Origin of the sequence: Trichormus variabilis 0441 (genome assembly GCF_009856605.1) — a bacterium.
Classification (GTDB): Bacteria; Cyanobacteriota; Cyanobacteriia; order Cyanobacteriales; family Nostocaceae; genus Trichormus; species Trichormus variabilis.
In genome coordinates, this window is the sequence record NZ_CP047242.1 from 5,168,650 (window position 1) to 5,185,848 (window position 17,199).

General features: G+C 41.0%; 17 protein-coding genes. 7 read left to right on the forward strand and 10 right to left on the reverse strand.

Annotated elements, in window-relative coordinates; all coding sequences use genetic code 11:
• Nucleotides 1-162: 162 nt before the first annotated feature.
• On the reverse strand, nt 163-1,101 hold the full coding sequence (locus GSQ19_RS21280; protein ID WP_011319841.1) for an alpha/beta fold hydrolase: 939 nt from the start codon (nt 1,099-1,101) through the stop codon (nt 163-165).
• A 217-nt stretch (nt 1,102-1,318) separates the two neighbouring features.
• Between GSQ19_RS21280 and GSQ19_RS21285 the strand changes: the two genes are divergently transcribed.
• From GSQ19_RS21285 to GSQ19_RS21300, 4 genes are all read left to right on the forward strand, one after another.
• Entirely contained in the window at nt 1,319-1,522 is a 204-nt protein-coding gene (locus GSQ19_RS21285) for an RMD1 family protein (protein ID WP_041456248.1), read from the forward strand.
• Between the two features lie 5 nt (nt 1,523-1,527).
• Nucleotides 1,528-3,252, forward strand: coding sequence for an ankyrin repeat domain-containing protein (locus GSQ19_RS21290; RefSeq protein ID WP_011319842.1), 1,725 nt, complete (start codon nt 1,528-1,530; stop codon nt 3,250-3,252).
• Between the two features lie 263 nt (nt 3,253-3,515).
• Nucleotides 3,516-5,567: a potassium channel family protein gene (locus GSQ19_RS21295; RefSeq protein WP_011319843.1), complete on the forward strand. Its 2,052-nt coding sequence runs from the start codon at nt 3,516-3,518 to the stop codon at nt 5,565-5,567.
• A 554-nt stretch (nt 5,568-6,121) separates the two neighbouring features.
• Entirely contained in the window at nt 6,122-6,991 is an 870-nt protein-coding gene (locus GSQ19_RS21300) for a shikimate dehydrogenase (protein WP_011319844.1), read from the forward strand.
• Between the two features lie 61 nt (nt 6,992-7,052).
• Here GSQ19_RS21300 and GSQ19_RS21305 read toward each other — a convergent pair whose 3' ends face one another.
• Entirely contained in the window at nt 7,053-7,655 is a 603-nt protein-coding gene (locus GSQ19_RS21305) for a hypothetical protein (protein ID WP_011319845.1), read from the reverse strand.
• A 181-nt stretch (nt 7,656-7,836) separates the two neighbouring features.
• On the opposite strand from GSQ19_RS21305, the gene GSQ19_RS21310 reads away from it, so the two are divergent.
• Nucleotides 7,837-8,310, forward strand: a complete 474-nt coding sequence (locus GSQ19_RS21310; protein ID WP_104010038.1) for a biotin carboxylase — start codon at nt 7,837-7,839, stop codon at nt 8,308-8,310.
• 68 nt (nt 8,311-8,378) lie between these two features.
• Here GSQ19_RS21310 and GSQ19_RS21315 read toward each other — a convergent pair whose 3' ends face one another.
• The 3 genes from GSQ19_RS21315 to upp form a co-directional block, all read right to left on the reverse strand.
• Nucleotides 8,379-8,657 (reverse strand): YggT family protein, encoded by a 279-nt coding sequence (locus GSQ19_RS21315; protein WP_010996222.1) that lies wholly within the window; start codon nt 8,655-8,657, stop codon nt 8,379-8,381.
• 190 nt (nt 8,658-8,847) lie between these two features.
• Complete coding sequence (locus GSQ19_RS21320; RefSeq protein ID WP_011319847.1) at nt 8,848-9,198, reverse strand: ssl2009 family thylakoid membrane protein; 351 nt, start codon at nt 9,196-9,198, stop codon at nt 8,848-8,850.
• 64 nt (nt 9,199-9,262) lie between these two features.
• Entirely contained in the window at nt 9,263-9,913 is a 651-nt protein-coding gene (gene upp, locus GSQ19_RS21325; protein WP_011319848.1) for a uracil phosphoribosyltransferase, read from the reverse strand.
• Between the two features lie 509 nt (nt 9,914-10,422).
• On the opposite strand from upp, the gene crtH reads away from it, so the two are divergent.
• Nucleotides 10,423-11,943 (forward strand): carotenoid isomerase, encoded by a 1,521-nt coding sequence (gene crtH, locus GSQ19_RS21330; protein ID WP_011319849.1) that lies wholly within the window; start codon nt 10,423-10,425, stop codon nt 11,941-11,943.
• 281 nt (nt 11,944-12,224) lie between these two features.
• Here the strand turns inward: crtH and GSQ19_RS21335 are convergent, their stop codons facing one another.
• From GSQ19_RS21335 to GSQ19_RS21350, 4 genes are all read right to left on the reverse strand, one after another.
• Nucleotides 12,225-13,160 carry an alpha/beta fold hydrolase gene (locus GSQ19_RS21335; protein ID WP_011319850.1) on the reverse strand — a complete coding sequence of 312 codons (936 nt, stop codon included), beginning with the start codon at nt 13,158-13,160 and terminating at the stop codon, nt 12,225-12,227.
• A gap of 96 nt (nt 13,161-13,256) precedes the next feature.
• A complete protein-coding gene (locus GSQ19_RS21340) occupies nt 13,257-13,634 on the reverse strand; it encodes a DUF4112 domain-containing protein (RefSeq protein ID WP_011319851.1) in 378 nt (125 codons plus the stop codon).
• A gap of 85 nt (nt 13,635-13,719) precedes the next feature.
• Nucleotides 13,720-14,622: a YihY/virulence factor BrkB family protein gene (locus GSQ19_RS21345; RefSeq protein ID WP_041456860.1), complete on the reverse strand. Its 903-nt coding sequence runs from the start codon at nt 14,620-14,622 to the stop codon at nt 13,720-13,722.
• Between the two features lie 28 nt (nt 14,623-14,650).
• A complete protein-coding gene (locus GSQ19_RS21350; protein ID WP_153228393.1) occupies nt 14,651-14,788 on the reverse strand; it encodes a hypothetical protein in 138 nt (45 codons plus the stop codon).
• Between the two features lie 131 nt (nt 14,789-14,919).
• On the opposite strand from GSQ19_RS21350, the gene GSQ19_RS21355 reads away from it, so the two are divergent.
• Nucleotides 14,920-15,393 (forward strand): hypothetical protein, encoded by a 474-nt coding sequence (locus GSQ19_RS21355; RefSeq protein WP_011319853.1) that lies wholly within the window; start codon nt 14,920-14,922, stop codon nt 15,391-15,393.
• Between the two features lie 103 nt (nt 15,394-15,496).
• On the opposite strand, the gene thrC is transcribed toward GSQ19_RS21355, so the two are convergent.
• On the reverse strand, nt 15,497-16,588 hold the full coding sequence (gene thrC, locus GSQ19_RS21360) for a threonine synthase (protein WP_011319854.1): 1,092 nt from the start codon (nt 16,586-16,588) through the stop codon (nt 15,497-15,499).
• Nucleotides 16,589-17,199: the final 611 nt, after the last annotated feature.

Genomic DNA, 17,199 nt, shown 5'->3' on the forward strand with positions numbered 1-17,199 from the left:
ATCTTAAGTAGTAGACTGGCACGACTAAAATGATGCAATAGACTTGGATGTAATTAAACGCAGATGCACGCAGATATTGAAGAATTCTTCCCGCAGAGTATGCGGATATAACTTCTATTATTGCACTATTTTAGCCTTGCCATGCCACTGCATAAATGTAATTTATCGAGCAATTGACAGAACCCATTCTTGTAAAAGTGGGTTTACTTGATTGGGTACTTCATCATGAGGGCAATGACCAGCCTTGAGAAAATATTCTGTGAGTTCTGGATAATATAGACGAAACTTTTGAGAACGTTCTCTAGCATTTATCCAAGGATCAGCTTCACCCCATAACATTAATAAAGGACAAGTTAATTGCTTTAATAGCACATCAACTTTTTCGCCTTGAGGACTGCTAAAAACTGAGACAAATACATCCAGCGCACCAACATCGTAAGCAGGACGAGCAATTTCTTCAACTAATTGGTTTGTAATTGCACTTTTATCAAGATAAACCTTTTCTAAAGTTTGCCGAATTACCCAACCTTGGCGCACGTATTGAAATAATAAAAATTGGGCTAAAGGTTGTTGAAAAATCCACTTAACACTATCACCAAATATTTTCTGTAAAGGTGAGGATTGTTTGGGCGGCTGAATTTGTGATTGTAAAGCCTCTGGCTCTGGTGTGGTTTGAGTTTCGCTAAATGGCCCAGCGCTATTGAGTAAAACTACACCAGCTGCACTCTCCGGACGTTGAGCAGCAACACACAAGCAAGCATAGCCACCAAGGGAATTACCTGCTAATACTGTTTTTTGACCAATGACTTCACTGATGAAATCATGGAGTTGGTCACGCCACAAGTCGCCGCCATATTGTAATTTAGGTTTAGCGGAACGCCCAAACCCCAAAAGGTCGATGGCAAATACTTCAAAATCATCACACAGTCCTGTAATATTCTTACGCCAGTGGTCTGTAGAAGCACCAAAGCCATGTACCAATAACAATGGTGGACGCTGTGGGCGCTTTTCTCCTGCACGAACGTAGTAAATCTTATGCCCTCGCCACTGCCAATATTGTCCAGGAATTGGAGTTGTAGAAGGGACTGTAGTTGCCTGCATATTACAAAGAAATGTTAAGTAGCTTTTAATAATTGTAGAGCTATGAGTGGGGAGTAGAGGGGCAGAGTAGGGCTAATTCGTGGTCATTCTTAATATTCATCTTTTCTGGTTAACAAGACAACAAGAAATGACCCAGGAGGGCTGAGTTAAAGAAAAACAGGTTTGAAGGGTGAAAATTGACTGACTTAAGCAAATTCTGACTGTTTTTTATCTGCGCTTGGGGGATGAATACGAAATCCGGGAGCGTCACAATCCTTTGGAACGCAAACTAAAGCTAATTTCTCAAACTGCACAAACAGTACTAGAGTTCATGCAACATAGTAGTAGCCAGCGAGTAGAATGGTATGTCGTGATTTTGATTGTGGTGGAAATTCTGCTGTCACTGTACGATATTGTTTTCAAACGAATAAATATTTACTAATAAATATGAAAATTCACGATTTTGCAATCCAAGGAAATATTGCAGGTGTAAGACAACAATTAGCTAAGGGAGTTGATATCAATTGCCTCGATGAATCATCACAAACACTATTAATGTGCGCCGTAAGTAGCCCTAATGCGAGTTTGGAGATGGTGCAATTTTTAGTAGAAATAGGTGCAGATATTAACGCAATTGGAGGAACAACTTTCAACCGTACCGTGCTGGAACTTGCCATCCAATCGGGAAATATTGAGATAATTAAATATCTTTTAGAAGTAGGAGTCAATATTCACGCTCCAGGTGCAGATAGCTGTGATATTTTAATTGATGCGATATACAGCCAAAATATTCCATCAGGTGAAAATTTAATCTCGATTCTTCGTTTATTAATTGCTAAAGGTGCAGATTTAGGAAAGAATCAATATGGAAAATCTGCGTTGACTGCTGCTGCTTCGGAATGCCGCTTTGATGTGGTGGAGTTTTTATTAGCAGTAGGTGCAGACAGAGAACAATTGCAATGGACGGAATTAATGTATGCAATTGTATTTGGCAGCGTTGAAGAAGTAAAGCAATTAATCGATGCGGGTGCAGATTTAGAAGTGTGGGATTTCTGTAATCGCACACCGTGGATTTTGAGTGTGCAAATAGGTGAAATAGAAAAAGCGCAATTACTTTTACCATCAGCAGCTGATCGAAATAAATATCTCACTTCTGAAGAACCTGAATTAATGTATGCCATCAAAAATAATCATACTGAACTTCTCAAATGGCTGATTGCACAAGGTTTTGATGTAGAAGCTACTGACCATTATGGTACAACTCCCTTAATTGCCGCAGTTGAACGAGGTGCGACTGATTGTGTGAGAATATTATTGGAAGCTGGAGCAGATCCTAGTAAAAGTGGAAATTACGGTCAAAAGCCGATTAATTGTGTAAGTAATTTGGAAATTCTCAAAATGCTCATCGATGCGGGTGAAGATTTAAGCGACATCCATGATGATATGCAGCAGTTATTAACGGGGTTGAGCAACGATAAAGAGATTTCAAATATTGATCAAGAACAATATTTAAGTGGAAAATATCGGCGATTTGGAAAAGCGAATCCAGAAATAATGGCAGTCGAATTTTGGCACGCAATGGTCAGAAGCATTGCAACAGCGTGGACTGCACGCAATACTTTTAACGATGCTGATAATGCTTTTGGAGATAAAGCAGTCTGGTGTTTTCAAAGACTTGGTCGGACAATTACTCAGTTACCTGATGGGAGAATTATTCAAATAGCAGGGGAACATGAAGATTACTATGACCCTGATTTTTGTATATATAATGATGTCGTAGTTTTCCAAAATGATGGTAAATTTACAATTTTTGGTTATCCCCAAGAAATTTTTCCTCCTACTGATTTTCATTCAGCAACTTTAGTTGGGGAATATATTTATATAATTGGCAATTTGGGGTATGACAATCAAGTGATTTATGATGAAACACCTGTTTATCGGCTAAATTGTCACACATTTAAAATAGAAAAAATTGAAACAAATGGAGAAAAACCTGGATGGATTAGCCGACATAAGGCTTGTTATAAAGAGCCATTTCATATATATATTACTGGTGGTAAGCGCTTTTCTAAAGTAGGAGATAAAACAGATTATATAGACAATAAAAACTCCTATATACTCGATTTGAAAAATATGTATTGGAGTCGGAAATTAGAGCAGTTTTCAAACTAATAATTTGCCAACAATAGACACAATCACCAGGGCGTAAGATGTCATAAAGAACGATATACTCTGCCGAATCTTTTACGGGTTTTGCCCTGATTTCCTGGCTACCTGCCTGGTTTTATTTTAAATTTTTGCCCATAGATTATCATAAATGTAGGTGATCGCTAAAATATATGGATTTTGCTGCATACATAACATTTAAATACAGTCTTGGTGAATACTGGTAAAACGAGCAATACACTGAGAATGTATAGTATCAAAGTAATGAAATGCTACGCTCTTCAGATAATACCTATCAAGCTAGTAGTAGTTGTCAATCAAAGCTAGATCGATTTTTGGTTTGTGGGTTGGGAAGTTTAGGTCAACATTGTGTAGCCGCTCTCAAAGAATATGGTGCAAGTGTTAGCGCCATTGATCAAGTAGAACCTAAAAACTGGGAAGTTACTAATTTACAAAATCTATTAGAAAATTTCTTGATAGGAGATTGCCGCCAAACCAGCGTGCTAGAACAAGCACACATTGATAAATGCCGGACTGTACTGTTAGTTACTAATGATGAACGTGCAAATATAGAAGCAGCATTTGCAGCGCGGCTGTTGAATCCTCAAGTTCGCCTTGTTGTCCGTTCTGACAAAGAAAATCTTAATAAACTTTTAAGTCAAAATCTTGGTAATTTTATTGCGTTTGAACCAGATCAACTCACTGCTTCTGCTTTTGCATTTGCTGCATTGGGTAATGAAAATTTAGGTTATTTTAACTTAGAAGGGCAAAAGTTAAGGGTGGGAAAATATGAAATCAAAGCAGATGATTTATGGTGTCATAAACGACAGTTACATCAATTAAATACATCTTTTCGCCGTATCTTATATTATGCTAATAACTCATCTCAAATGCCTCCTAATTACGGTGATTGGGAGTTAGAAACAAAATTACAACCTGGGGATACAATTGTTTATATAGAGATTGCAAATATGCTTCCCCTGGCTCAAAAGCCTGCTATTAAATTTCAAACAAAGAAACGACTCTTTTGGCAAGAGATTATCCGCACAATTTCATGGTCTAACATTAAACAGAAAATTATCCAATTGTGGCACACTGGTGAGCAGGGTCAAATTACGCGAGTTGCATTCATTTGCGGCATTACAGTATTTATTTTGTGGGGAAGTGGTATTATTTTTTATAATCAGTACTACCCTAATATCGGTTTTGTCGAAGCATTCTACACTACTGCTGTTTTACTTTTAGGTGGATATGGTGACGTATATGGAGGTGTAGAATTTGAAAAACCTATTCCTGCATTACTACGTTTATTTAGCTTGGGATTAACATTAGCTGGTACAGCTTTTGTAGGAGTATTATACGCACTGTTAACAGAAAAACTTCTCTCTTCTCGGTTTGGATTTTTCTTTACGAGCCATTATTCAGCAATACCTCAACAAGACCATGTAGTCTTGATAGGTTTAAATAAAGTTGGTTTACAAATTATTACTTTATTACAACAACTACAGGAACCTTTAGTAGGGATTAACAGTACACCTATTGAGCATAATAGTATTCCTAAACTACCTTTAATTATTGGTAATTTAGTTAATAATATCACTAATGCTAATATTAGCTGTGCTAAAAGCGTTGTTGTGGTAACCGATGATGAAATGGAAAACTTAGAAATCGGTTTGATGGCTCATAGCCTCAGCCCTAATAGTAATTTAATCATCCGTACTTATAACCGAAATTTTAGTGATAGGGTAGCACAGTTATTTCCTTATGCTCAGGTTTTATGTACATCGGCTCTATCGGCAGAAGTATTTGCTGCTGCGGCTTTCGGAGAAAATATTCTTGGATTATTTCACTTAAATAATCAAACTATCCAAGTTGTGGAATATATGATTGAGTCTGGTGATACACTTAATGGATTGATGCTCACTGATATTGCTTATGGTTATGGTGTTGTACCAATTCTTCATCAAAAGTCATCACCATCTTCTGCCAAATTCATGCCTGTTGATGAAACTAAATTAGCAGTAGGCGATCGCATAGTTGTTTTAGCGACAAGCACTAGTCTACAAAGAATTGAACGTGGTGAATTAACTCCTCGAAATTGGCAGGTACAAATCGAAAGAGCTTTAAGTCAAGATGCTATCTTTGATGGTGCAAATGAAATTAGTATTATTGCTGGATGCAGTATTAGCACAGCTAGAGAATTGATGAAAACTTTACCAGGAAGGTTACCACAAGCTTTATATAAACAACAAGCTCAACGTTTAGTATTGAGACTGAATAAATTAAGAGTATTAGCTCATTGGCTACCAATAGATAATTGAATAATTTACTTTGAAGGACGAAGAATGGTAGTTCATTATGTACAACACATATGCCAGTAGGAAAAGAATGTAGAGGTAAAGCCCTACATCCTTTTATCGAAAAGAATTCAGGAGTCAGGAGCCAGAATTCAGTATGAATTCTGTGCGACTGGTGAGGCAGCGACGGGTACGTAGGGGGTTTCCCCCATGTTGGCGTAAGCCTTCCCGTAAGGGTGCGACTGCCGAACCCGTAGGGTAGATGAATAAATGGGCTTAAGCACGAATAAGAGGAATTCAGGCGTGAAGCTATGTGCTTTAACTTACGGAATTTCCAGTTTTCTCAACTACCACACTTCAAGGACTGGCGTTGGTTGTTTAATTTGTCCAGGCTAATCCTGGCATTGACAAAACTTGTGCAAAAGCCCCTAAAAGCGCATACTTAAAAAATATCTAGCTTTAACCCTGCTATCAGTAGCCCTGCTATGTCCCAAGATTTTTCCCACCAGAATCTCAGAGGTGGTTATTTCAAGAGTCAAGACTTGGCTGGGACAAGGTGTTGACAACTGACAAAAACAATGATTACAGGCAAAACTAAACTATTAGGGGTAATTGGACATCCGGTGGAACATTCACTGTCACCGGTGATGCACAATGCAGCGATCGCCCAATTGGGATTAGATTATGTATATCTACCTTTTCCTATAGCACCAGATAATTTAGAAGCAGCGATCGCTCTTTTGGCTACTATTGGTGTAGTGGGATTTAGTGTGACGATTCCTCACAAACAGGCAATCATCCCCCTGCTGGCTGAAATTAGCCCCGTTGCTCAAGCTATAGGCGCAGTAAATACTGTCACCCGTCAAAATAATCAATGGGTGGGGACAAACACAGATATAGAAGGGTTTATTGCCCCTTTGCAGACAACATATAAACGAGATTGGAGTCAGCAAATCGCCGTAATCTTGGGTAATGGTGGCGCAGCGAGAGCTGTTGTCGCAGGTTGTTATCAACTGGGTTTTGCGGAAATTCATGTAGTGGGGCGCAATGTGCAACGCCTAGAGGAATTTCGCCACAGTTGGGACAATTCCCCCATCGCTGAGAATTTACAAGTACATACCTGGGATTATTTAGCAAAGCTCGTCCCTCAAGCTAACCTACTGGTGAACACAACCCCGATAGGAATGTATCCGCAGGTTGATGAGTCGCCTTTGAGTACCGAAGAACTGGCGAATTTACAAACTGGTGCTATTGCTTATGATTTGATATATATTCCCAAACCAACGCAATTTCTCCAAAAAGCACAACAACAAGGCGCAATTGCTATTGATGGTTTAGAAATGTTAGTTCAGCAAGGAGTCGCCGCCTTAAAAATTTGGTTGCAGCAAGACGATATCCCTGTAGATGTGATGCGTCAAGCATTACAAAAGCATCTTGGTTTGGTTTAATAGTTCAGTAGAAGTAATGAGTAATGAGTAATGAATCAATACTCCCTACTCTTCTGCTTTTTCACTTCTTCGGCCAGCGCCAATTATAGCGATTCCATTCATAGATACCCGCAATTTCGTACTCAGCCCCATTGTAGAAGCGCACAACGCAATTAGTAGAAACATTGCTAGTTTCGTCAATCTGAATCACGATCGCACCAAACCATTCTCGTTTGCAAGGCCCATCGTCTTGCACCCATTCCCAGAGGGCATTGGAAACTTCGATGCGATCGCCTATTCTGAGTTTTAGTGCATCCTCAAAATAAGCATACTTGTCAAAATGATATGACTCAACTCGGTTTAACCACTGCAACCCATACCGTTCTCTCACAAACTGCACATTTCCTGAGTCTTGGTTATGCAGCCAGTCGTTGAGTAACTGCACCTTCCAAGTGCGGTCTTGTTCTTCTTCAGTCTTAACGAAGGCTAAAAATATTTCTAATTCTTCTGGGGTGAGTTCATCTAAAGGATTAGGAGTATCTGACCCACCAGATAAAGATTGCCTTTGAATTTCCTCCAAAACTTGCAATAAAATCTCCTTCTGCCTAGCACTGAGAGGACAGCTAGCTGCATCACAACGATGAAAAGCTGTTTGCAAGACTGTGGCAATCTCATCTGGAGTCATAACTGAATTGCGATCAAGGGCCTAATCTAATAATTATTACAAAAGTAAATAAAATTCATTAGTCGGTTGTCAGTAGTCGGTTGTCAGTTGTTAATTGTGTTATTCTCCCCCATTCCCCAGTCCCCAGTCCCCAGTCCCCGTTATAAAGTTTATGTATGTTTCCTTGCTACCTTATACAGATATGAAAAAGAAAAACAGTACGGCACTAATATTCAATTTTCAGCCTTTAGCTAAACTCATCACGACCATCGTTATTTCCTGTCTGGTGGTGTTGATTTCCTGGGTATGGACTCCATCTGCTATGGCCTTGACTCAAATTAAACTATCTGATTTGTCTTATCAGGAGTGTCCAGCAGAACTAGCACAGGGGACTGTAGCCAGTAACAGCAGTACATCCGCTAATTGCTTTATTGTCACTGGTAAAGCGGAAAATGGCACTTATAAGACAGTCTACGATGCAGATATCTACGGGCGCATTTATGATGCTAACAATGACCCGATATTGCAAAACCGCACCCGTCTAGGTTCTATTACTGAAGTTCCACCAGGAATTAGTGATTTTGAATTGAGAATTACTGTACCTGCAAATCAGCCTTTACCTCTCAAGCTGAAGCAGTTTAAAGCGTCTGGTTTTAGCGCCCAAGTCCGTAAGTAAGTTGGAAATGAGGAGACTTGTAGAGACTTGTTTACCTTACGTCTCTACAAGTTTATGGCTCAGGTTGATTAAAATCCCTGTACGAATGGCAATCTAGTTAAAGTTCTCAGTAAGTCGCCAGTTAAATTCAACACTAAAAAGGCGAGGATAGGGGAAAAATCCATACCACCCAAGGGGGGAATAATGGAACGGAACAGATTGAGATAAGGGTCGGTTATTTGGCTTAAAGCTGCGAATGGTTGGTTATACCAGTCAATCTGAGGGAACCAGGTTAGAAGAACCCGGATAATCAGTAAATAGCTGTAAATAGTAACGAATGTAACTAATGTAGTAATCAGTAAATTCATGGATGGTTCAGTTTCCTACTAAGTGTTAAAGCGGTCTTATTATTGATTTTAATTTACTCTAAGTTATGACGTATGTGGATGGTTGCCGCATTAACCGCCATTATCTTAGAAATGGGTAATGGGGATTGGGGATTGGGAAGAGGAAGGGAAACAAGGAGTACTGCCCCTGCCTGCTCCCAACAATAATAATTTAAGAATCTTTGTGAAGGGAGCGATCGCCTGTAGATTGTTCCGGACTACCATTAACGTTTCCCAGATGCTTCCTCACTTCGTCAATTGTGGCATTTAGCTGGGCAATTTTATCTTCTAGCGATCGCCGTGCTGATTCCATTTCTAGGTTATCGCCGTCTGGGGATATCATTTGACGACGTTTGCTTGGTACTTTCCTGCTTTCTCCTGAGCCATTAATTAACTCTTTCCCTTCGTCGATTAATTCTTCACTTTGTCGAGAAGCAATCACAGCACCCAGAATACCGCCGACTACGCCGCCGAATACTGCCCCTGCGAAAAAACCGCTAGCAAAACCATCACGCTGACTCATAATACCGCCTTGAAGCAACTTTTACATTAGTTAAGCTATTTTCCTTCCCTAGCTGCATACTAGCTCATGTCCCAAAAATGCGATCGCCTGCATCGCCTAATCCTGGGACAATAAACCCTTGATCATTCACCGTTTCATCAATTGTTGCAGTGTAAACTATCAAACCAGAATAAGCTGCATTCAATTTTTGTAAAGCTGGTGGTGCTGCCACTACAGAGACAATTCTCACTAAAGACGGGTCAACGCCACGTTCTGTTAGTTCTGACATTGCCTTCATGATAGACCCACCTGTAGCTAACATCGGATCGGTAATTAACACTCTAGTTTGGGGGTCAAATTTTTCTGGCAATTTGTTGAGGTAACATGAAGCTTCCAATGTCTCCTCATTACGCACCAAACCCAGGTGGTAAATTGAAGCCAAAGGTAAGACAGTTTGCGCCCCTTCTAACAAGCCTAATCCTGCTCGCAAAATCGGCACAACTGCCACGGGTACTTGGGGATTAATTACAGTTGCTGGGCATATCTCTAAGGGAGTTTGTACAGTCGTCTCGTCTGTAGGCAACCATTCCCGCGCTGCTTCATAAGTTAGCCATCTACCCAATTCGGTGATGGCACTACGAAATAAGACTGAAGGTGTGGCAGCATCACGGGCAACTGCCAGCCAGTGCTTAATTAGAGGATGGGGAGGAACGTAAACACGCAGTTGTACCGTCATAGCCGGAAATTGCCAATTTTAATTCTGTGAGAACTGAAACATCATCATACTCTGTCTCGTAATTTGTAATTCGTAATTCGTAATTCGTAATTAATTTGGCTTGGTGGGTGGGCATTTGTGAGCTAAATCTGAGATATCAGAATTTAATGCAAAAGATTTTCATTAATAGTTGACAGGTATTCTCAATCCGAGTTATATTATTTGTCAGTGTTCTCCTCTCTTTAAGGATCGGCAGACGGGATTAGTCGGCGGTAGCAGGCTCATCCCTCTTTTTTGTATTGGTAAACACTTAACAATTCAAAATACCCTACGGGAAGCAAGCTACAAAATTCAAAATTAAGTTTTTACATATCTTTGCCACTGACAACTGACAACTGACAAAACTCTATCCCCTTGTGGGTCGAGTTTTTATTTACGATAAATTTGAGGAAATTGCCTAAGCTTTACCTGATTATAGATGTATTATGAAATACGGTTTGGCTGGTTAATTCCATGTAAGTGCAGCTTTTATGTCCGTAACCTCAACTACTTCCCAAAATTCTTTGTTTGATGTCATCGTGATTGGGTCTGGCATTGGCGGACTAGTGACAGCAACCCAACTCGCCGCCAAGGGAGCGAAAGTTCTGGTACTAGAAAGCTATATCATTCCTGGTGGGAGTGCTGGCTACTTTGAGCGTCAAGGCTATCGATTTGACGTTGGGGCTTCCATGATTTTCGGCTTAGGGAACAGAGGGACTACAAACTTACTCACCCGTGCTTTACAAGCTGTAAATAGTAGTGTAGAGGCGATCGCTGATCCCGTACAAATCCATTACCACTTACCCAGCAACTTAAACCTGAAAGTTGACCGGGTTTATGATAAGTTTTTGCAAAATCTTGCTGCTTACTTTCCTCATGAAACAAAAGGGATTCGTCGCTTTTATGACGAATGTTGGCAAGTGTTTAAGTGTCTCAACCGCATGGATTTGTTGTCATTAGAAGAACCTCGGTATTTGCTGCGAACGTTTTTACAGCATCCTTTAGCGTGTCTAGGTTTACTTAAGTATCTACCTCAAAATGTCGGAGATATCGCCCGTCGCTACATCAGAGACCCAGAATTATTGAAATTTATCGATATAGAATGTTACTGCTGGTCTGTAGTGCCAGCAGCGATGACACCGATGATTAATGCAGGTATGGTCTTTTCTGACAGGCATTATGGCGGTGTTAACTACCCCAAAGGTGGAGTAGGTCAAATTGCCCAAAAACTTGCAGAGGGCTTAGAAAAAGTCGGTGGTGAGATTCGATATCAAGCCAAAGTAGCAAAAATCATTACTGAAAAATACCGTGCTGTCGGTGTACAACTAACTAATGGTGAAATTTATCGAAGCAAACGGATAGTTTCTAATGCTACACGGTGGGACACATTTGAAAAATTGCTACCTGTAGATAAAATGCCATCTAATGAGAAAGATTGGCAACACAGCTATAAAAAATCGCCCAGTTTTCTGAGTTTACACATGGGGGTGAAAGAGTCCGTCTTACCTCAAGGGACAGAATGCCATCACATTATCTTGGAAGATTGGCAAAACATGACCCAAGCAGAAGGTACACTGTTTGTCTCCATACCCACATTACTTGATCCAGAATTAGCCCCAGAGGGATGCCATATAATTCATGCCTTTACGCCTCATTGGATAAATGATTGGCAAGGGTTTTCTGTGAGTGACTACGAAGCGAAGAAAGAAGAGACAGCCTGGCGAATTATTGACCGACTAGAGAAGATTTTTCCTGGTTTAGATGCGGGTTTAGATTATTTAGAAGTAGGCACACCCCGCACCCATCGCCGCTTTTTAGGACGAGAAGACGGCACTTATGGCCCCATCCCCAGACGTAAACTGCGGGGGTTATTGTCCATGCCCTTTAATCGCACCGCTATCAAGGGACTGTATTGTGTGGGAGACAGCACATTTCCCGGACAGGGTTTAAATGCAGTCGCCTTTTCCGGCTTCGCCTGCGCCCATCGCATCGCCGTAGATTTAGGACTGTGAAAGGGATGAGAAAGGCGGGAAGAAATACCGCACTGGTTCAGGCTAGGGACTTCCAGATAAAAAAATATTCAAAATGTAGGATGTGTCAGTGCGAGAAAACCTAGCTGTACCAAGAAATCATTCACACTGACGCACCCTACTATTGGGACAGTAGGGTGCGTCAGATGTGGAAAATCCTTTAATGTGTACGAAATTATTGGGGCTGACGCACCCTACAGTTAGTTTGATTATGACACTTGCGTAAGTCCTATAATTTATGTTTTTTAATTAAATAAACATGGTTACAAAAAATCTGTCTCCTTGAGAAATTGCAAAATTTCTTTGTTGACCACTTTTGCGGAACCAGTGGAAGCGTCATGATAGCAGTTATCCAAAATTTGCAACTTGGAATTAGGCAAATGTTGATGCAATTTTTTCCCGTGACTGGCAGGAAACCAGCTATCTTTATCGCCCCATAAAATTAATGTGGGAGCCTCAATTGTATTTAACTTATTTTGAATTTCACTGAGCATATTCGGTTTATTTGCTTGCCAATTCTCGATTTCTCTTGCCGCTATTTGTAACTCTTCGGCAACCTTCACTAAAGTACCGGGAATTTCAATAAATGGGTAAGTAATCCAATAAACATCTTCTTGAGTCAAAATTGACGGATCAAACAGCACCTTCCGCCTTTCTATCGCCATAACTTCTCGAACTATTGGCGCAAATAAATAAGCTAAACGCAAATCATCGATTGTTTGTAATATTTCTATTGGTGTTTGGGCGAGTATGGACATTGCCCAATGGGGCAGACTTTCGGTAAAAATTGGTGCATTAATTACTACTAACCGCCCGATTAATTCGGCATTTCTTTGTGCCAAGGCCAGGGCAACTAATGCACCTAAGGATTCAGCCACAACAATAGCTGGTTCATCACATAAACATTGAATAATGCGTTCTAATTCAATGACTTGATGCCCATTCTTTTCTTGACGCAAACAAGGTTTATCAGAAAAACCGAAGCCTTTAGCATCTACACAAATGACTCGAAAAAACTTAGATAATGGACCTACACTATAACGCCAATTATAGCTCCAACTACCCATACCGTGTATTAGAAATAATGGTCTACCTGTACCTTTTTCACCGTATGCAATTTGTACAGGATACCCATGAACATCACTAATTATCAGACTTTGCCGCCCCTTGGGGAAAGTTTCTTGCCACCAATCTTTCATGTCTTTGCTCAATGAGTGATCTCAACACTCGTTAAGGCATTCTACAGCAGAAATTGGAGAATGGGGAGATGGGGGAGGGTGACTGTTGACTGTTGACTAATGACTATTTAAGTGTTGTTCTATTAGCTTGATGTTATATTCGTTTGCTGTCCACGCAAAGTCGAATAGGTCACCGATGATGGGGAAACTACCTAATAAACTATCAATGATGATATTAAATATCATTCTACTCAATATCTTTTTAGGCACACCTAGCCGCCTTGCTTCAAAGACGATGTAACTGGAAAGTATTAAGCCTAAAGCATCACCACCAATGGGTATAAATCCGATGAGAGGATCTATACCAATAGCTATTGGTGTACCAGGAATAGTGATTACTGTATCTAACAAGCGGCTTAATTTACGTAGGCGCTTGATGGTAACTGCTTGAGCATTATAGTCAATATAAGGAAATTTGGGAGAAGAATTAGGCATTCAGGCGATCGCTCATTGTTCGCAATAAAATTGTTCAATATTCTACTGCTATTTGTAAAATTTACAATATTTGTCACGAGACTTATTAACCAACCTCTTGTGCTAGATCCTGGGATGCTTTTGAGCGCATATCTTCACCGACAGTTACGTTTAATTGATCGCCGATTAGCAAAACAGCAGCACTCATCCACAGCCACAGCATTAAAACTATCACTGTCCCCACAGCACCATAGACTTTGTTATAGTTACCAAAATTTGCTACATACAGCCGAAATAGAGCAGATAGAATTGCCCAGAAAATTGCGGCGATAATTGCTCCTGGCATTATGGGTGTGCCTGGTTTCCAAACACTAGTCCCATAACGATAAATAAAACTAAAGGCTGTAGCCACAATTCCCAAGGCTAAAGGCCAGCGCAATAATTGCCAAAGATGCAGTAAGAAAATTAAAGCACCATTTTTGTTTACCACCATTCCTAATAATAAATCACTGATAAAAACTAAAAAAGAAGCCAGTACCAACAGCAAGATAGTACCGACTGTTAAGCCTAAGGACACAAGTTTAGACTGCCAAAAGGGGCGTATCTTTTCTTGAGGGATTTGATGGATTTGATCAAAGGCAGTCATAGCAGTACTTACAGCACCGGAAGCTGTCCAAATAGCAATGACAAAACTCAGAGAAAACAAGCCACTGTTTCGAGAGTTAGCAATTTCTCTACCAGCAAACTCTCGAATTAATACCATCGCTTCTTCTGGTGCGACTTGGCTTAATTGCGCCGCTAGTTGTCTAAAGGTGTCTTGCAAAGAGTCTGCAAAGAAACCAATGGCAGTGAGTACGGCGAGAATTGCCGGAAATAAAGATAACATCGCATTGAAGGCAATTTCGGAACCCAGTCCCAACAGTCGTCTTTCCGTTGTCCTAGTAAACGTTTTCTTGAGGGTGCGCCAATTCAGGTGACGAAAGAAGCGAACAAAACGAGACTGAACCATGATTTTTAGTGATGGCAGATAAGTTTCCTTAAATAATGTGCCAGATTTGACTGGCGATCGCATCTACCGTAAAACTGGTTATGCTAAGTTGCTTAACTGCCTTATCTGTCTTTACGTTGTATTGACACAGTACTGAGCCAAAATGTGCAACGCGGAAGTTGTGCATTTCGGCTCACACTTGTTTTATACAGAGAAGCAGTTATACTTTGTTTGTTTTATGAATGTACTAACTAAAACTGCTTATTTAAAGAATAATTGCCTTTATACAGTCCAAAAATAGGAGAAGCAGGTAAATAAATGGCTGAAAGTAGTGAAATTGGCCCACACCTAACACAACAGTGGCTAACAGAAATCCAAACACTCAAGCAGCAGCTAATAGAACAGCAGCAAGAACGCGATGCTGCTTGGGAAAGTGCTGAAAAGTGGCGTAAACTCTACAACACAGAAGCAGAACAACGCCGCACAGATACGGATTTCTTTCGCCAAACGATCACCTCCCTCAAAGCCGAGATTCAACAACTCAAGGGAATTGACGGGCAAACATTACCCGATGCGACAACTAGCGTCGGCGTACAGCAGGAGTTGGCACAAATCCGCACTGTGGAGGATTTGAAAGCCAAACTAGTTGAAGTGATCAAAGAACGCGATCGCCTACGCCAAGCCTTGAAAACAGAACAAGAAAACCACGCCCAAACCCGCAAAAGTTTAACTACTGCTTTGGGTGATGCAATTGATAGTTTGGCAAAGGAACGAGGACGGGGTGGAGAGTAGGGGTGTAGGGGAGCAGAGGGAGCAGGGGAGCAGAGGAGCAGGGGAAGTAACGAGAATGAGTAATGACAATTGTACAGACGCGATTAATCGCGTCTCAAAACTCTTAAAATCCCATTGCCTTGGCTACATCTTTTAAATCTGCCTCAAGGCCTTGTTTAAATTGGCTGTGACTGTGTTTAATTGCTGTGTCCGGGTCTTTAAGACCGTTACCTGTGAGGACACATACTACTGTTGCGCCTGTGGGTACTTGGTCTTTGACTTTTAATAAGCCGGCGACGGAAGCAGCGCTGGCGGGTTCGCAGAAAATGCCTTCTGATGATGCCAATAATCGGTATGCGTCGAGAATTTCTTCATCAGTAACGGCGTTAAAACTTCCTTGACTGGCTGATTGGGCGGCGATCGCTTTATCCCAACTCGCGGGGTTACCGATGCGAATGGCGGTAGCGATGGTTTCGGGATGGGATACAGGCTGGCCATTTACCAAGGGAGCTGCACCTGCGGCTTGAAAGCCCATCATCTGGGGTAGGCGATCGCATTTCCCTGCTTGATGATATTGACAAAAACCCATCCAATATGCTGTGATATTTCCCGCGTTACCAACTGGGATGCACAACCAGTCTGGGGCATTACCCAAAGCATCGACAACCTCAAAGGCTCCTGTTTTTTGACCTTCCAAGCGATAGGGATTGACTGAATTCACCAGGGTGATGGGATAGGTTTCCGCCATCTCGCGGACAATTTCTAAGGCTCTATCAAAGTTGCCTTTAATTGCCAATACTTCTGCACCATAAAGAAGTGCTTGCGCCAGCTTACCCAAAGCCACATAACCATCGGGAATCAGTACAAAAGCCTTCATTCCGCCACGACGGGCATAGGCTGCGGCTGCGGCTGAGGTATTGCCTGTACTCGCACAAATAACCGCTTTGGCTCCAGCTTCCTTCGCTTTGGAAATCGCCATAGTCATCCCCCTGTCCTTGAAGCTGCCAGTGGGGTTGAGACCATCGTATTTCACGAACACACTTACTTGTCTACCGATACGTTCTGCGATCGCTGGCACCGGAATTAAAGGAGTGTTACCTTCCAACAAAGTTACAACTGGCGTTTGTTCACTGACAGGTAAGTACTCACGATAGGCTTCTATCAGTCCGGGCCAGGGTTGGCGATGAGATTTAGCAACAGACAAGCTCAAAGTCACAGGATTTAAAAGTTTTTCGCTAAGGATTGGATATTGAAGATTTTCATAAGTGGGAAAGTTAAAGAAGGAATGTGTTTAAACTTTAGTCCCTCTTTTTGCGACTTTTCCTTCCAGAAGATTAATATTATCTCTTTTTGTAAAAGTCTTCTACTGCCCATTGTATAAATGTCAGTTTATCTCAAAGTGGGGATTGGGGATTGGGCGAAAATCTTAAAGTAATTTCTCCCCCTGCCTCCCCTGCCTTTTCGGGAACTTTGTATGATTTTTTAAGTTCAATACTGTCCGTGAAATTTCTTAATAATCTTTATACAAAAAATAAATAATGGGTATTACTCCTCAGGGCAAAAGTGATATACTGTGCTAAGTAGATGCACCCTGATGATCTGGAGAGCTGCCCAAGTGGCTCTCCTTTTTTACTTGATTGGGAAGCAGGGAAAAGAAGTAATAAGCTGTTACGCATTTAAATTGTATATTTCGCACTCAGGTTGTCAAAAGTCCAAAGTCCAAGCTAGCCTTTGACTCTGGACTCTTGACTATGGACAGCCCTGACGCAAGAAAATTTGATCTAGGTGCGTATCAGCTTACCTCATGTCAAGAATTACAAATTAGGA

Coding starts and splice junctions, on each gene's coding strand:
- GSQ19_RS21280 (WP_011319841.1), bottom strand. CDS start 1,101: ATGCAGGCAACTACAGTCCCTTCTACAACTCCAATTCCTGGACAATAT.
- GSQ19_RS21290 (WP_011319842.1), top strand. CDS start 1,528: ATGAAAATTCACGATTTTGCAATCCAAGGAAATATTGCAGGTGTAAGA.
- GSQ19_RS21295 (WP_011319843.1), top strand. CDS start 3,516: ATGCTACGCTCTTCAGATAATACCTATCAAGCTAGTAGTAGTTGTCAA.
- GSQ19_RS21300 (WP_011319844.1), top strand. CDS start 6,122: ATGATTACAGGCAAAACTAAACTATTAGGGGTAATTGGACATCCGGTG.
- GSQ19_RS21305 (WP_011319845.1), bottom strand. CDS start 7,655: ATGACTCCAGATGAGATTGCCACAGTCTTGCAAACAGCTTTTCATCGT.
- GSQ19_RS21310 (WP_104010038.1), top strand. CDS start 7,837: ATGAAAAAGAAAAACAGTACGGCACTAATATTCAATTTTCAGCCTTTA.
- GSQ19_RS21315 (WP_010996222.1), bottom strand. CDS start 8,657: ATGAATTTACTGATTACTACATTAGTTACATTCGTTACTATTTACAGC.
- GSQ19_RS21320 (WP_011319847.1), bottom strand. CDS start 9,198: ATGAGTCAGCGTGATGGTTTTGCTAGCGGTTTTTTCGCAGGGGCAGTA.
- upp (WP_011319848.1), bottom strand. CDS start 9,913: ATGACGGTACAACTGCGTGTTTACGTTCCTCCCCATCCTCTAATTAAG.
- crtH (WP_011319849.1), top strand. CDS start 10,423: ATGTCCGTAACCTCAACTACTTCCCAAAATTCTTTGTTTGATGTCATC.
- GSQ19_RS21335 (WP_011319850.1), bottom strand. CDS start 13,160: ATGAAAGATTGGTGGCAAGAAACTTTCCCCAAGGGGCGGCAAAGTCTG.
- GSQ19_RS21340 (WP_011319851.1), bottom strand. CDS start 13,634: ATGCCTAATTCTTCTCCCAAATTTCCTTATATTGACTATAATGCTCAA.
- GSQ19_RS21345 (WP_041456860.1), bottom strand. CDS start 14,622: ATGGTTCAGTCTCGTTTTGTTCGCTTCTTTCGTCACCTGAATTGGCGC.
- GSQ19_RS21350 (WP_153228393.1), bottom strand. CDS start 14,788: ATGCACAACTTCCGCGTTGCACATTTTGGCTCAGTACTGTGTCAATAC.
- GSQ19_RS21355 (WP_011319853.1), top strand. CDS start 14,920: ATGGCTGAAAGTAGTGAAATTGGCCCACACCTAACACAACAGTGGCTA.